Here is a 16285-nt window from a genome sequence, read left to right on the forward strand (position 1 = left end):
TATAATTAAGTGTTTTGAAATTACAATTTAGGTCCAGCTGCAACTAATTTTTTTCCTTCTTCAGTATCAGTATATTGCTCAAAGTTTGCAATGTACTTAGCTGCTAAATCTTTTGCTTTTGTTTCCCATTCAGATACATTTGAATAAGTTGTTCTAGGATCTAATATATCTGATACATTAGGTAATTTTGTTGGGAAAGTTAAGTTAAGATATGGAATTTTATTGGTTTGCGCTTTTTCAATAGAACCATCTATAATAGCATCTACAATTGCACGAGTATCTTTTAATGATATACGTTTACCTGTTCCATTCCATCCTGTATTTACTAAATATGCTTTCGCTCCATGCTGTTTCATTTTAGATACCAGAGTTTTTGAATATTGAGTTGGATGTAATGATAGGAATGCTTCTCCAAATGCTGGTGAAAATGATGGTAGAGGTTCTGTAATTCCTCTTTCTGTTCCTGCTAATTTAGAGGTGTATCCACATAAGAAATGATATTGTGCTTGTTCTTCATCTAAAATTGATACTGGAGGTAGTACTCCAAAGGCATCTGCTGATAAATAAATGATTTTTTTAGCATGCCCTGCTTTTGATGGAAGAACAATTTTATTAATGTAGTAAATAGGGTAAGAAACACGTGTATTTTCAGTGATGGATTTATCTTTAAAATCAACTTCTCCATTAGATTTTACAACTACGTTTTCTAGTAAGGCATCTCTTCTAATTGCTCTCCATATATCCGGCTCTTTCTCTTCAGAAAGATCAATAACTTTTGCATAGCAACCGCCTTCATAATTAAATACACCGTTGTCATCCCATCCGTGCTCATCATCTCCGATCAGATAACGTTTAGGGTCTGCTGATAAAGTTGTTTTTCCTGTTCCCGATAGACCAAAGTATATAGCTACATCTCCTGCTTCACCTACATTAGCTGAACAGTGCATAGAAGCCATACCTTTTAATGGTAAATAATAATTCATCATAGAGAACATTCCTTTTTTCATTTCTCCACCGTACCAAGTTCCTCCTATAATCTGAACTTTTTGTGTTAAGTTAAACATAACAAAGTTTTCAGAATTAAGTCCTTGTTCTTTCCAGTTCGGATTGGTTACTTTAGAACCATTCATAATAAAGAAATCAGGTTCTCCATAATTTTCAAGTTCGTATTGGGATGGACGTATAAACATATTGGTAACAAAATGTGCCTGCCATGCCACTTCCATAACAAAACGAACTTTCATTCTTGTATCTTTATTGGTTCCACAAAATGTGTCAACTACATATAGTTTTTTGTTGGAAAGTTGTTTTGCAACTAAACCTTTTAGATTATCAAAAATTTGTGGAGTTGTTGGAACATTAATTTTTCCATCCCACCATATAGTATTTTCGGTTACTGAATCTTTAACAATATATCTATCTTTAGGCGAACGTCCGGTAAAAACTCCTGTTTTAACTGCTACGGCTCCCGATGTAGTCAATTCTCCTTTTTCATATCCCTCATTTTTAGGGTCCATTTCAGCTTGATAAAGTTGTTCATAGGTAGGATTGTGAACAATTTCTGTAATACCTGAGATTCCATGTTTCTCTAGTGATTTTATTAAGTCTTCCATAATTTAAAATAAATTAATTTTCTTTTTTTGTATATACAAATCTAATAATATAAATCAACATAATTTTTTCTATTATATATGATATAACTCACAAGTTGAAAATATATTTATATTCATTAAATAAAATATTTTTTCAACAAATAAACACATAAAGTAATATTTACTTGCTTTTACTAAAAAAAATATTCTAAATAATATTATTTTTATTTTATTTTCCTAAACTAACAAAAGCTAATCTTTTTAAAGTTAAAGCAGCTAGAATAAAATAAACGAAGCAAGTTAGCCACATTTGCATCCAAAGTTCTTTAATTTCAATAAGGCTAGCTCCGAATTGTGTTATTTCTAAAAAACCTTTTACTGCCAGAGTAGACGGGAATAAATAAGAAATACCTTTTATCCAGTCAGGAAAAGCCAATGTTGGCCAAGATACTCCGCATAAAAATAAGGAGGGTATAGAAAAAATAGTAACTACCATGATAGCATCTTCTCTCTGCTTAAAAAAATTCATTAAGAAAATTCCTAAAAATGTTACTGAAAGTATAAATGGTATTAAAAAAATGAATATTTCAAAAGGATTTCCTCGTTGCGGAAAATTAAAAAGTCCCATAACTAAACCTACTTGTATTACCATAAGAATCATAGATATTAACATATATGCTCCTGATCTTCCTAATAATACAGGAATAGCTCCCAACGGTCTTTTAATAAAAGGATATAATTTAATAAATGATTTTCTTTCTCTTTGTGTCCCTCCTAATACACCCATTGCCGAAATTTGCAATGTCTGAATTGCTATTAAAAATACAACCGGCATTACGAATGTTGCATATCCTGATCCAATATTGAATAATGGTACAGATATGGTTTCTATGGGTCTTCGGGAAGCAACTGCTTGTCTTTGAGATGCCCCACTGGCCATAAGTTTATTAACTTCTATTTGAGCACTAAAGTTTCCAACGGAAGCCGTTACTGAAGTTAAAAACTGTTTATAATAAAGCATATAAGAAGCATCACAATATACAGCAATAGAAGGAACTTCTCCTCTTTGTAAATCTCTGGAAAAATCCTTAGGAAATAAAATAATTCCTTTTACTTTTCCCAAATTAAAAAGATTTTCCGCTTCTAGTAAGCTTGTAGCTGAATGATTTATTTTTACCTGTTGAGAGGAATTCAACATACGTGTTAACGTATGAGTCATTTGTGACTGATCTTGATCAACCACAGCAATTGGTATTTTTGTAACTACTTCATGGGAGTATATGTAGGAATATAAGAATCCAACAATAATAGGGCTTATAAGATAGGATGATTTTACAGCGGAATCGGATAATATAAGACGAATCTCTCTTAGAAATGTTTTACCAATTACTGATATATATTCTAACAAAACTTTAAGCATAATATCCTCCTTTTTTTAATAATCGATTGTAACGAGGCATTGAAATAAATCCTAATGCGCAGAATACCATAAAAGCTATTATATATCCGAAGTTTAAGCTTCCAATTTCTATACCTCTTATTGCATAATCAATTATAAAACGTAAATAGGAAGTAAATGGAAAGGTATAACTTATGTATTGTATCACATCTGGTAATCCTTCTTTAGGAAAAGTATATCCTGTAAATGAAAACGCTATAGCTGAATAAGAGCCACCTAACGTAAGTGCAGTACGTAAATCTTTATTAAAGCTAACGTAAAATAAACCTAATAGCTGGCAAACTAATACAAAAACTATAAAATAAATATTTACTATAAAAAAATTACCTCTTAAAGTAATTCCTATCTTATAATATAATAAACTATTCATAAAGAAGCCAACGATAGAAAATAGAATGGTATATGGTAATGATTTAGCCCAAAATGAAATCCATACATTTCCTCTACTTGCAACGAATAATTCTCTTCCTTTCCTTTCTTTCAATACAGACCCTAATACATAAATTGATACTACTATCATAATAACCTGCAAAGCCATAGGCATTAGTGAAACAGTAAGATAATAAGAATAATTTGTATAAGGGTTAAATAATATATGCTGTTTAGTACTTATAGGTGATGTCGCTGCTATAGCTTGTTTTTGAGTTAAACCCTGTTGGGTTAATCCGTTTATATGTGCTTGAGCAGCAAGCGTTCCTACTGTAGATTGAAAGGCTTTGTTAATGAGTCCTCCAGCTAATAAATAATTATTATTGTAGAAACATACTAACTGAGAACTTATGTTTCTATACATATTTTTTTCAAAATTTACTGGAATGACAAGTAACGCAAAAGCTTGATCCGTCCTAATTAGTTTTTCTCCATCTTGCTGATTTTCAACTTCAGTTATAATGTTTAATGAAGAAGTTGCATTTAACATTCTTCCTAATTTCCTAGAAGTGTTAGATTTATCTTGATCCAGTAAAACAACAGGAAATTTTCTTGGAACTCCTTGTTGTAATAAACTTGCATAATATAGAAATATTCCACAAGGTAGAATAACCGCCAAAAACAGTAATCTTGGACTAGTCAGTAGCCGTTGAAATTCTTTTAAAAATATAGGAAAAAAACCTTTTCGCATTAGTTTTTCTTCAAAGATTTTTCATCTACTAAAGCACTCATACCAGGTCTCAATCCTTCAACTTTTTCTGTAGGATAGGCTTTAATTTCAAAGGTTTTCATATCAAAATCGCCTTGAGTCTTGGTAGCATTCCATGTGGCAAAATCACCTTGAGCAGCAATATAACGAACTTGTAATTTGATCTTTTTATTATTTAAAGCAGGAATTTGAGCTTCGAAAGTGGTTCCTTTACTAAAGCTTCCCATTAAATTTTCTTTAATATTAAAGACAACCCAGACATCATTTAAATCTACAAGGTTAACAATAGGATATCCAGCACTAACCACCTCCCCTCTATTAGGAATTATTTTTAAAACTTCTGCGGTTGCGGGAGACAAAACTTTTGCTTCTTTTTTATAGGCCAGCACTTCTTCAATTGCTCCTTGTGCCTGATTTACTTGTGCCGATGCCGCTTCTTTATCTTCACTTCTAGATCCGTTTAAGGCCATTTCATAATTTGCATAAGCTGCTTTTTCTTGCTCTCTAGATGCTTTACTTTGTGTATAGGCTTCATCCCTTTTTTGTGCAGAAATAACTTTATCATTGTATAAATTCTGCATTCTTTGGTAAGTTTTTTCTGCTAATTCAGCAGAAGCTTTTGCCTGTTGCCATTGGTTTAAGGCTCCTTGGATCTGCTCATATCTGGTTCCTGTCTTCGCTTTCTTATCTTGAGCTTCTGCAGCAGCTTTTGCTGATTCAGCTTGTACTAATTTCGCATCTAACTCAGGTGTGCTTAAAACAGCTAATAAATCTCCTTCTTTCACCATATCTCCTTCTTTTATTAAAACTTGTTCCAATCTTCCAGCTATTTTAGGAGACACATTAATTTGAGTAGCATCTACTTGTCCTTGAATAGTTTCCTTTGCTGGTTTATTCATAAACCATATGGATAGTCCTATTATTGCTACTATTATAATAATACTTATGATTGAACTTATAAGTTTACTTTTCATATAAATGACTATTGATTCGTATATTTTATAAAATCTTGACTTAATCCGCTATATTCTAATAAAGATGCTAAATCAACTACATAATCATAACTGGCCTGTAATTTTTGTAGTTTTATCCCTGATAAATTAACTTCTGCATCTACTACATCCGTAGAAGTTTGTACTCCTTCAGAAAAACCTCTTGCTCTAACTCTTACTAATTCTTCTGCTTGTACAATCTGAACCTCCAAATTTTGTATCTGCTCTTCCTGCTTTTGTAAATCTTGAAATATTTTTTCAATCATTGTACGAATATCTTTTTTCGCTTTCTCTTGTTGAAATTCAATACTCTCTTTAGTTGCCTTAGCGGCTTTTATCTCATTTTTATGTTGAAAACCGCTAAAAATATTATAAGACAACCCTACTCCTAAAGACCATGGTTTTTTATTTTTTTCCACTCCGCCTATCGGATTGTTATGTACTAAAATTGAATTACCTAATGCTGATATTGTTGGATAATAAGTAGATTGCTTGGATTTTAGCCCTTGATTAGCTAAATCAATTTGTAGCTGAAGTTTCTGTAACTCAGGATAATTATCAATAGCAAAATTCTGATAATATTCTAATGGCTGTAAAAGCGGAACAATAAAGAAAGGAGTAGATAATTCTTGACTTATCCCATCTATTCCTAAAGTATTTGCCAAAGCCAGTCGTGTCAATTCAGCGTCTTTTTGGGCAGCAAGATATTGACGATTTGCTTCAGAAACGGCTACATCTGCTTGAAGCTTTTCAACAGGAGCAATCAATCCTTGTTCTTCCATTTTTGATGCATTATATAAATGCTTATTCATAGCGTCCAATACTTGCTTTCTTACTATAACAGCCTCCTCAGCAAGTTTTACCTGAAAATATCGTTGAGCCAATTCTGAAATGAGCTTGTTTTTAGTACTTACTAATTCTTTATTTCCTATTTCAGCTTTTATTTTTGAAGCTTCTATTGCTGCATTAATTTTACCACCTGTAAAAATCGGCCAAGTAAATTTTACCCCTCCTAACAAAATATCTCTTTTTAGAAGCCTTACATCCCAATTACCCAATTCTTCGGGATCCGAAATATTCAAAATATTAGCAACTTCTGACCTTGCATTATTTAAGTTGCTCCCAATTCTTTTATCCCTATATATCCCAACACCAAATACATCTAATTGAGGATAACGTAATCCTTTAGAAGATTTAAAATCGAATTGATAAGCTTCTTCCTGTTTTTCGACAGCTTTAATCAGATTATTTTCTTTGTACATAATAATCTGAGATTCAGAAAATGATAGCGATTGTGAACAGAGTTTTAAGGATAAACTAAATGATACCACTAATGTCAAGGAAATTCTGATATATCCTATCATATTTTTTGTATATTTAAGTGCAAAAATAAAATATTTTTTAATATAATTTATTTTTTATTGAAGTATGCATTGCAAAGTTATTAACTTTGGATTTTAAATATTTTAATAACAATACATATGAAATTCTTGAAAGAATTATTTTCAAAAAGTAAAAAACACGACCAAACTGAACAACATCAAGAAAAACAACCATTCCAAGCACTTATTGAACAATATGGAGGGCTTGGTTTTGAAAAGCAAATCGATTTAGATGGTGTTATTGACGATAAGCCCTGGGAAATTGATATGGATGCTCAGCAACTTGTTTTTGGCGGTGATTTATATTGTTCTTTTCAGCTATTGGGAACCTTTTCGCATTCGACCACGACTTGGCTTTGGGCTTGGGGCAATGAACAATCTGATCTTCCGCAAGGTGTTATTAAGCAGTCTCTTGAGCTTAAAAAATATGGTGAAGAGCACAATATTGATTTATTTAAAATTCGTAAATTTGAAACCTCTGAAGCGAATTTACACCTAATTGGACTTATTGCTAGTGGTATGTTTGATTCAAGTGGTTATTATGTTGCTGATTATGGTCAAGGTGTACTTGTGTTAACTTTTAATAATGAGAATATTAACCAAATTCATCAAGAAAACAACACTCATCACCGCATTGCTAGCGTAATCCCGCAATTAATTGCCAATTATGAAGTGAATCACTATGCTGCAATAAAACACTATTTGCTAGCTAAAGATTATCAAATAACCTTTGATGATGGTTTAAAGCTGGTCGCAATTAAAGGTGAAAACCAAATTAGCGCAGAATTTGACAATTCATCGCGCTTAATTGGACTAGAAGGCTAAAAACGATTATTAGTGATAACACAGATAAAAGTTTATTAACAAAAGAACGTTATTATTTTTAAAACATTGATGAATTACTCGCGTTAGTTAATTATCGATGGGGATTGATATTAAGTGATTTTGTACTGAGATATGAAATCCATATACTATATTAAGAACAATTAACCGCCGGATCCCCATCCGGCTTTTTGTAAAATTAATTATTAGCTACATATAGTTACATAGCCGTATTCCTCTCTCTGTTTTTGGTATCCAGTTAAACATATCACTAATCAAATCAGGTAAACCATTATTTCCTGCATTCATTTCCAATTTATCCCAACCGCAGCTTAGGCTATTTGCCTAATAAGTGGTGTAAGTGACATGAAATCAAATCATGCAAACCACCATTATTTGTATTCATTTCTAATCTATCCTAACCGTAATAGCCAATATGAGTAATAAACTGAGTAAGTATTATGATAAGTTCGATATCGCGAAGCAACTTATCAAGTGAAAATTAAACCAGTTTTATAACGGAAGTTCACCAAAAGGTAGCGAAAACCTTAATAGATTTTATCATCTTCATCTCTACGATTTTACATAAGAATAGTTAACTTGACTACACTAATCGTTGGCTTAATAATTGAGTATGTAAAACCGGAAATGAGCCATGATAAAAAGGTTTAGGTTATTTCTCCTACTTGATCGCTGAAATAGCAGGTAGCAAATTGACAACATCATTTTAAAAAATTTAAAAATTATTTACAATTATAAAAATATTATAATATTATGTCGAAACTATTTACCCCCCTACAACTGGGAAATATTATTTTAAAAAATAGAGTTGTAATGTCTCCTATGTGTCAATACTCAGCACATGATGGATTTGCAAATAATTGGCATCTTGTCCATTATGGTGCCCGAGCAGTAGGAGGAGTTGGCGCAATCATTCAAGAAGCTACTGCCGTTTCGCCACAAGGAAGAATTACATATAAAGATTTAGGGATTTGGAAAGATGAACATATTGTTGAATTAAGCAAAATAGTACATTTTATCCACGAAAACAATTGTTTAGCCGGCATACAACTAGCGCATGCTGGAAGAAAAGCAAGTACTCCTATTCCATGGAATCCTAGTGAAAAGCTGGAGGAGGGCTATAGTAAATGGGCAATAGTTTCACCCTCTCCCATTCCATTTAATATAAATTATCAAAAACCTAGGGAGCTTTCCGTTGATGAAATAAATATTATTATAAATGATTTTAAGGAAGGTGCCGAAAGAGCAGTTAAAGCAGGTTATGATATTATTGAAATCCATGCTGCTCATGGATATTTAATTCATGAGTTTTTATCACCGTTAAGTAATCAAAGAAAAGATGATTATGGAGGTAATTTTCAAAACAGAATTAGGTTTTTACTCAGAATCATTGAGTCGATTAAAAAAATCATTCCTAAAAAAGTCTCCTTATGGGTACGAATTTCTGCTACTGATTGGGAAGAAGATGGATGGTCTGTAGATGAATCTACAGAATTAGCTGAAATAATTAAAAAATTAGGAGTTGATGTAATGGATGTTTCTTCAGGCGGGTTAATTCCTTATGCAAAAATACCAAACAAGCCAAATTACCAAGTTCCATTCGCTAATAAGATAAAAAATAATTCAGAAATAATTACCGGAACTGTTGGGCTAATCACCAATGCAATTCAAGCAGAGGAAATTCTAGAAAACAGAGAAGCTGATTTAATTTTTGTAGGTAGAGAACTATTACGCAATCCATATTTTGTGTTGGAGGCAGCAAATATATTAGAGAATACTATTGATTGGCCACCCCAGTATGAATTATCTAAATTCCGATAAGCTTATTGAAAAATAATTGTTTATTTACATCTTTTTTAATATACATGGTATTATTTTTGAAGCTAAAACAAGCTAAAGTAAAATTAAAATTCGTAACTTTGCATTCATGAAAAAAACTGCTATATTATTTTTCTTATTTTTAGGATATTTTATTTCAGCTCAGTCTATTTCGTTTGAAAAAGACCAAATAGATTATGGAATTATAAAAAAGAATTCAGACGGTTATCAAACTTTTAAATTTACTAATGAGGGTGATAAACCTTTAATTATTTCTAATGTCAAATCTTCTTGCGAATGTTCTGTTCCTACTTGGACAAAATCACCAATTTTACCAGGAAAAAAAGGAGAAATAACTGTAAAATACAATACAAAAAATATAGGTAAGTTTTCAAAATCGATTGAAGTTTTTAGTAATGATCCCAAAATTTCCAGAAAACTTTTAAAAATTAAAGGAGAAGTACAATAATCTTATAAAAATAATAGTTAATATTAATCAAATATGAAAAAATTCATTCTAAGTTCAGCATTCCTATTGGGAGCATATTTTTTCAGCAATGCTCAGGAGATAAAAATTATCAATTATGAAAATAATACGGTAGATTATGGAACAATAGATAAAGGTTCTGATGGCAAAAGAATTATTAAAATTCAAAATGTCGGAGATAAACCATTAATTATTTCCAATATTAGAACTTCATGTGGCTGCACTGTACCTCAATGGACAAATGAACCTATAGCTCCAGGAAAAAAAGGAGAAATTACAGTTACCTACAATACATCTATAGCCGGTAAATTTAACAGGAAGATTACTATTTTATCTAACGACATAAATGAGTCCAGTTTCATAGTTAAAGTGGAAGGTACTGTCATAAATCCTGAAACTCCGGCTGCAGCTAACCCTTAAAAATAGTGTTAATTATTTATTATGCTAATACTAAGGACATTGCTTATGACAATGTCCTTTCTTTTTAAAATTAAAAATTATTTTATTCCTGTGTACGTTTGTTTTTTGTAGTTTTGTGTTTTAACAAAAAGTTAATACACTAAATTCGTTTTTATCTCTAATATTCTCTAATTTACATGAAAAAGATCGTTAATATTTTTCTATTTTTAGTTTTTTTGATAATTGTAGCAGGCTGTATAATGCCATCATTTCTTTCTAAAAATATCGAAATTACTATTTCTAAAGATTTTAACAATCCTATCAGTGAAGTTTTTGCAGAATTTAATGAATTGGAGAAATATGCAGCTTGGGGGCTTTTAATCAATGACGATTCTCTCAATACAAGAATAAATTATTTTTCTCCTTATAAGGGAACCGGTAGCAGCTTAACTTGGAGCAATTCCAAAAATAATACTATTGGTAAAGGAGAATATAAAATATTAAAAAGTAAATTAAATAAATATATAAAATCTCAAATTATATTTGTAGAAACTGGAGTTGTTTGTATTGAAGATATTGATTTTGAATCTAACGAAAATATGACTACCGTTTCGATTCACTTGAAGACAGAAGATTTTTCTTACTTTACCCGTATTTTTGCTTATTTATATTCTCATAAATTTAAAGAAAGTTTAGCTGAAAGTCTTGAAAAACTTACAAATTTATTAGAGGTTGTACATTCCCGTAAACAAATATCTGAGGGTGGTGGCATCAAGTATATTGACTTTCAAGGAATCCAACTTTTATGTATAAAAAGGGAAACATCATCCAAATATTCCGATGTTTATAATGCCGCACATAAATCCTTACAGGATATTTCAAAATACCTAACAGATAGTTTAAAGTATTCAAGTAATGAAATTAAAAAACCTATAATTTATTATACTACGGTGGATACTATAGCTAATAAGACTATATTTTATTCAGGCTATGCCATAGATGCAACAATAATTCCACCTAGTAGTGCAATGAATTTTATTACACTTCCTAATGGAAAAGCAATTACAACTCCTATAAATGAAAAAGTTCACAATCTTTTTAATGCTCGCTATATATTAGAGGAATACGCTAAAGACAACGACGTTAAACTTAAAAATATTTATTGGGAGGAATATCAAGAATATCCATCATCCATTGACGATGATATTAAGGGTAAGGCCTTTTATTTAATTACCGAATAAATGTAAAATTATATTTATGAAAAGAGCTTTGATAAGTGTTTCAGACAAAACTAACATTATAGATTTTTCAATTTTTTTAAAATCTCAAGGCTATGAAATTATTTCAACCGGAGGAACTTACAGGCATTTAAAATCTAATAACATTGAAGTTACAGAGGTTAGTGATTACACGAGTTTCCCTGAAATCCTTGATGGAAGAGTAAAAACTTTACATCCAACCATTCATGGAGGAATACTTGCTTCAAGAAAGAATAAAGAACATATACAATCCCTCCATACCCTTCAAATACGTCCTATTGATATAGTTGTAGTAAATCTATACCCATTTTTCGAAAAATTAAATACTGATTTATCCGAAGGGGAAATGGTTGAATTCATTGATATAGGTGGACCTACTATGTTGCGTTCCGCTGCCAAAAATTTTTATTCTGTAACTGTAGTTTGTCAGATTGAAGATTATGCATTAGTAACAGAAGAAATGAAAAAAGATGGAAATACTTCTCTTGCTACACGTAAACAGTTAGCAGGTAAAGTTTTTAATCTAACCTCTTCCTACGATGCTGCCATTTCCAATTATATTTTAAACGATGATTATCCGCAATTCTTAAATACTTCTTATGAAAAAATAGAAGATTTAAGATATGGTGAAAATCCTCACCAAAAGGCTGCTTTTTATATAGATAAAACTAAAAACGGGGCAATGAAAAACTTTGAACAATTACAAGGTAAAGAACTTTCATTTAACAATTTTCGTGATATGGATATGGCTTATAAAGTAGTCAATGAGTTTTCAGAAATTTGTTGTTGCGCTGTTAAGCATTCTACACCTTGTGGAGTAGCCATTGGAAATAATGTTGTTGAAGCATACAAAAAAACGTTCGAATGTGATTCAATATCGATTTTCGGTGGAATTGTAGCATTTAATAGAACTGTTGATGAAGAAACTGCACAATTATTGGTTACCGTTTTTTTAGAAATCGTTATAGCACCGGCATTTACAGCTGAAGCAGTACAAATATTATCAACAAAAAAAAGTTTACGAGTCATAAAAATCAATAATTCTTTATCCGATTCTATAGAATTCGTAAAAGTGGATGGAGGACTTTTAGTACAAGATGTTGATAAAGGTACTACTAGGGATTTTGAGCAAGTAACTCATACATCTCCAAATGAAAATCAACTAAAAGATTTAATTTTTGCTCAAAAAATAGTTAAGCATGCTAAATCAAATGCCATCGTTGTTGCTTCTCAACAACAAGCCATAGGAATCGGTTCCGGGCAAACTAACAGAATATGGGCAGCTCAACAGGCAATTGAACGTGCTAAAGAAAAAAGGACAGATCATTTGGTTTTGGCTTCCGATGCTTTTTTTCCATTTAGAGATGTGGTAGACACTGCTGCTAAAAATGGTATTAAAGCAATTATTCAACCCGGTGGCTCAATACGTGACAAAGAAAGCATTGACGCTTGTAATGAACATAATATCGCCATGCTGTTTACAGGCATTAGACATTTCAAACATTAATTTATTATCATATAAAATTTTTTCAGATGAAAAATCTGTAAAATTATTTTTATCTTTACGGTATGAAATTAATCCAGTCTATACTATTGATTTGCATGGTTTTATTTGCAAATCTTAATATCTATATATACCAAAACTGGTGTCATGGAAAGAATATAGGCTATACGGTTAATTCAAAAAAATTTCCAACTGTAGTAAAAACAGATCCAAAATTAAGAGAAATACCTTGTTTAAAAAGAGATTTATGTTGTAAAGATGTACTTATTAAATCTAATGAGCATTCCGTATTTTCTTTTGATAATTTCTTTACAAATTTAAATTATTATTTTATTGCTATAGTTCCTGATGTAAATTGGGAATTACCTATTTTAGCTTTTTCTAAAAAAGAGGGAATTGTTCAACTTTATTCAAACCCTCCTCCTTCAATATCTAAATTATACAAATTTTATTGTCGTTATACCTATTACGGATAATATATTTTTCATTTTAGTCAATTTGTTTAATCCCTAAATATGGATTAGATGTAAATGTATTATTGTTTATATACTTACTCAATAATACAGTCAAAATTTTAATATAACATTATACTAAAAATAAAAAATGAAAAAATATATAGTTATGTTTTTGCTGTTCTTAAACTTATATTCAATCGCACAGCATAAGACATTAAAAGGTAATATCGTTACTTCTTTAGAAAATGGCGAGAATATTCCCGTTAAAAATGCTGATGTAAACTGGAAAGAACATCCCGTTATGAAAACCGTAACTGATAGCTTGGGTAATTTTGAGCTAATGTATCACGAAGGACTATTTTCTATAGAAGTTTCAAAAGAAAGATTTATTTCTCAAGAAATTTTAATAAAGAATGTTGACAAGCCTGTGGAAATTTATCTAGAATTACAATTATCTCCTTCAGAAAAATTATTGGATGAAGTTGTCATACGTCAAAAAGCAAATGCCGTAAGTATCAAGGCTAATTCAGCATCTCTTACTTATAATATTAATAAAACCGAATTATTGAAAGCAGCCTGTTGTAATTTGGCAGAAAGTTTCGAAACTAACCCTACAGTTGATGTATCAACAACAAATGCCGTAACCGGTTCGAAACAAATCAGAATGTTAGGACTTGATCAAAAGTATACATCTATAACAGTAGATAACTTACCAGAAGTAAGGGGTTTGTCATCAGCAAGTGGTATAAATTTTATTCCCGGAACTTGGATTAACAGTATACAACTAACAAAAGGTGGAAGTACCGTTAATAATGGTTATGAGGCTATTACCGGACAAATTAACACTGAATTAATGAAGTATAAAGATAAAAATTTTACTAATATTAATTTTTTTGCAAATCAAAATGCGCGATTAGAATTAAATATGGTAAATGCATCAAAAATATCCAACGATTGGAGCAACACAACTTTATCTCATTTTAGCGGAAGACTAGTCAAAGAAGACATGAATCATGACGGTTTTCTTGATAATCCTCTTTCTAAACAAATAAATTTAATGGATATTATTCGTTATGATGGAATTAAAAAAAACGGATGGGGCTCAATGTTTGGATTTCAAGCACTTTATAGTAAGGAAATAGGAGGAGAAAAAAAATTTAGAGAATCTACCGATCGTCTTACTCAGAATCATTACGGAATTGGAATCGAAAATTCACATTATGAGATATGGAATAAAACGGGATATGTATTCCTTACTAAACCTTATCAAAGCATAGGATTACAAACTAAATTTATTCATCATAATACAAATAGCTATTTTGGACAACGATTATATAATGGTAATGAAAATTCTTTTTTCACCAATTTATTGTTCGAAAGTATTATTGGGAATACCAATAATAAATATACTGTAGGAGCTAGCTATCTACATGATTCCTATAATGAAGATTTTGAAAATATGAATTATAAAAGAACTGAAAATGCACCGGGGATATTTGCTGAATATACCAACACTTCATTTAAAAACTTTACTTTGGTTACAGGGTTGAGAACCGATTTTCATAATTTGGCAGGAACTCAACTTTTACCGAGAATCAATATAAAATATGCATTTTTGCCTAAAACAACACTTCGCTTAGCAGCAGGAAGAGGAATGCGAACCTCAAATATATTTTCCGAAAATATGCAATATTTAGCTTCCTCACGAAAAGTTCATATTAAACCTAATAATGGTGATATTTATGGACTAAAACCAGAAATTGCATGGAATTATGGCGGTAGTTTAATACAAGATTTTAAAATTGGTACTGTTAAAAATACCTTAACTTTCGATTTTTATAGAACAGATTTTAAAAAGCAAGTTCTTGTTGATTTAGATAAATCTACCCAATCTCTTTGGTTTTACAATTTGGATGGAAAATCTTTTTCAAATACTTTTCAAGCTGTGTGGGATATTATACCTATATCTAATCTCGAATTACATTTTGCATATAAGTGGTTTGATATTAAAGCTGATTATATGGAGGGTAGAAAGCAAGTTCCTTTCACTTCTAAAAATAGAGGATTGTTTTCTATTTCATATTTTACAAATGAAACAGAAAATAAAAGTAAATGGACTTTGGATTTTAATCTGCAATATGTAGGAAAACAAAGAATTCCTGATACATCTCAGAATCCGGTAGAATATCAAAGAAAGTCTTTTTCTCCTAATTATGCTTTAATGAATGCTCAGATATCAAAGCATTTTACGGATAAATTAAGAACTTATTTAGGTGTGGAAAACTTAGGAAGTTATAAACAAAAAAATCCAATCATAAATTCAGAGAACCCTTTTGGAGATTATTTTGATACTTCTTTAGTTTATGCCCCTATTGTTTCTGCTATGTTTTATATGGGAATTGATTTAAAATTATAATAAATTTTATTCATTTGTAAATATAGAAAACGACTGAATAAATTCAGTCGTTTTATTTTTTTTATTACATATAACCAATTAATAACTTCTTCTAAAATTATTTCTCGGTTTTTCATCTCTTGGACGTGCTTCGGAGACGTTAATAACTTTACCATCAAATTCTTTTTGATTTAATTCCTGAATTGCCGTTTTAGCTTCAGCATCTGCCATTTCGACAAATCCAAAACCTCTTGATCTGCCGGTTTCACGATCCTGTATTATTTTTGCTGATTCAACTTCGCCATACTCTGAAAATAAGTCATGTAAATCTTCGTTGGTCAACCTGTAATTCAGGTTTGAAATAAAAATGTTCATATAAAAATTTTATAAAATTGATAAAAAATTAATTGAGAAGAAATCAGACTAAAAACTAGCAATTCAATTTAAAAAGTAGAAGGAAGTATAATAACAATCTCAACATGCTAATTTACATAATTTTATCAATAATTTATGTATTTATTTTTTATTTTTTACATAAATAAGTAAAGACTTTATGTATAAA

14 protein-coding genes are annotated in these 16285 nt (G+C 30.6%); 8 read left to right on the forward strand and 6 right to left on the reverse strand.

Going from position 1 to position 16285, the window contains the following annotated elements; all coding sequences use genetic code 11:
* Positions 1-20: 20 nt before the first annotated feature.
* From pckA to Q0T35_RS03945, 5 genes are all read right to left on the reverse strand, one after another.
* A complete protein-coding gene (gene pckA, locus Q0T35_RS03925) occupies positions 21-1613 on the reverse strand; it encodes a phosphoenolpyruvate carboxykinase (ATP) (RefSeq protein ID WP_293918223.1) in 1593 nt (530 codons plus the stop codon).
* Positions 1614-1821: 208 nt separating this feature from the next.
* A complete protein-coding gene (locus tag Q0T35_RS03930) occupies positions 1822-3012 on the reverse strand; it encodes an ABC transporter permease (protein WP_295841046.1) in 1191 nt (396 codons plus the stop codon).
* Complete coding sequence (locus Q0T35_RS03935) at positions 3005-4171, reverse strand: ABC transporter permease (protein WP_293918227.1); 1167 nt, start codon at positions 4169-4171, stop codon at positions 3005-3007. Before Q0T35_RS03935 ends, Q0T35_RS03930 begins: the two co-directional genes overlap by 8 nt.
* Complete coding sequence (locus Q0T35_RS03940; RefSeq protein WP_293918229.1) at positions 4171-5163, reverse strand: efflux RND transporter periplasmic adaptor subunit; 993 nt, start codon at positions 5161-5163, stop codon at positions 4171-4173. Before Q0T35_RS03940 ends, Q0T35_RS03935 begins: the two co-directional genes overlap by 1 nt.
* An 8-nt stretch (positions 5164-5171) precedes the next feature.
* A complete protein-coding gene (locus tag Q0T35_RS03945; RefSeq protein WP_295810919.1) occupies positions 5172-6545 on the reverse strand; it encodes a TolC family protein in 1374 nt (457 codons plus the stop codon).
* A gap of 117 nt (positions 6546-6662) precedes the next feature.
* Here Q0T35_RS03945 and Q0T35_RS03950 point away from each other — a divergent pair, with 117 nt between their 5' ends.
* The 8 genes from Q0T35_RS03950 to Q0T35_RS03985 all read left to right on the forward strand — a co-directional run bounded on the left by Q0T35_RS03950 (position 6663) and on the right by Q0T35_RS03985 (position 15744).
* Complete coding sequence (locus tag Q0T35_RS03950) at positions 6663-7388, forward strand: DUF6882 domain-containing protein (RefSeq protein WP_295841047.1); 726 nt, start codon at positions 6663-6665, stop codon at positions 7386-7388.
* A gap of 771 nt (positions 7389-8159) precedes the next feature.
* On the forward strand, positions 8160-9227 hold the full coding sequence (gene namA / locus Q0T35_RS03955; protein WP_293918235.1) for an NADPH dehydrogenase NamA: 1068 nt from the start codon (positions 8160-8162) through the stop codon (positions 9225-9227).
* A gap of 106 nt (positions 9228-9333) precedes the next feature.
* Complete coding sequence (locus tag Q0T35_RS03960) at positions 9334-9693, forward strand: DUF1573 domain-containing protein (RefSeq protein WP_293918237.1); 360 nt, start codon at positions 9334-9336, stop codon at positions 9691-9693.
* A gap of 33 nt (positions 9694-9726) precedes the next feature.
* Positions 9727-10131: a DUF1573 domain-containing protein gene (locus Q0T35_RS03965; RefSeq protein ID WP_293918238.1), complete on the forward strand. Its 405-nt coding sequence runs from the start codon at positions 9727-9729 to the stop codon at positions 10129-10131.
* Between the two features lie 239 nt (positions 10132-10370).
* A complete protein-coding gene (locus tag Q0T35_RS03970) occupies positions 10371-11351 on the forward strand; it encodes a hypothetical protein (RefSeq protein WP_295841048.1) in 981 nt (326 codons plus the stop codon).
* Positions 11352-11367: 16 nt separating this feature from the next.
* The gene (gene purH, locus Q0T35_RS03975; RefSeq protein ID WP_295841049.1) at positions 11368-12876 is read left to right on the forward strand and encodes a bifunctional phosphoribosylaminoimidazolecarboxamide formyltransferase/IMP cyclohydrolase; all 1509 of its coding nucleotides are present in this window, start codon (positions 11368-11370) and stop codon (positions 12874-12876) included.
* A 62-nt stretch (positions 12877-12938) separates the two neighbouring features.
* The gene (locus tag Q0T35_RS03980; protein ID WP_293918242.1) at positions 12939-13349 is read left to right on the forward strand and encodes a hypothetical protein; all 411 of its coding nucleotides are present in this window, start codon (positions 12939-12941) and stop codon (positions 13347-13349) included.
* 127 nt (positions 13350-13476) lie between these two features.
* The gene (locus tag Q0T35_RS03985; protein WP_295841050.1) at positions 13477-15744 is read left to right on the forward strand and encodes a TonB-dependent receptor; all 2268 of its coding nucleotides are present in this window, start codon (positions 13477-13479) and stop codon (positions 15742-15744) included.
* 78 nt (positions 15745-15822) lie between these two features.
* Here Q0T35_RS03985 and Q0T35_RS03990 read toward each other — a convergent pair whose 3' ends face one another.
* Positions 15823-16098 (reverse strand): RNA-binding protein, encoded by a 276-nt coding sequence (locus Q0T35_RS03990; RefSeq protein WP_105297947.1) that lies wholly within the window; start codon positions 16096-16098, stop codon positions 15823-15825.
* Positions 16099-16285 lie beyond the last annotated feature (187 nt).

It is taken from the genome of uncultured Apibacter sp., from assembly GCF_946479295.1.
Lineage (GTDB): Bacteria > Bacteroidota > Bacteroidia > Flavobacteriales > Weeksellaceae > Apibacter.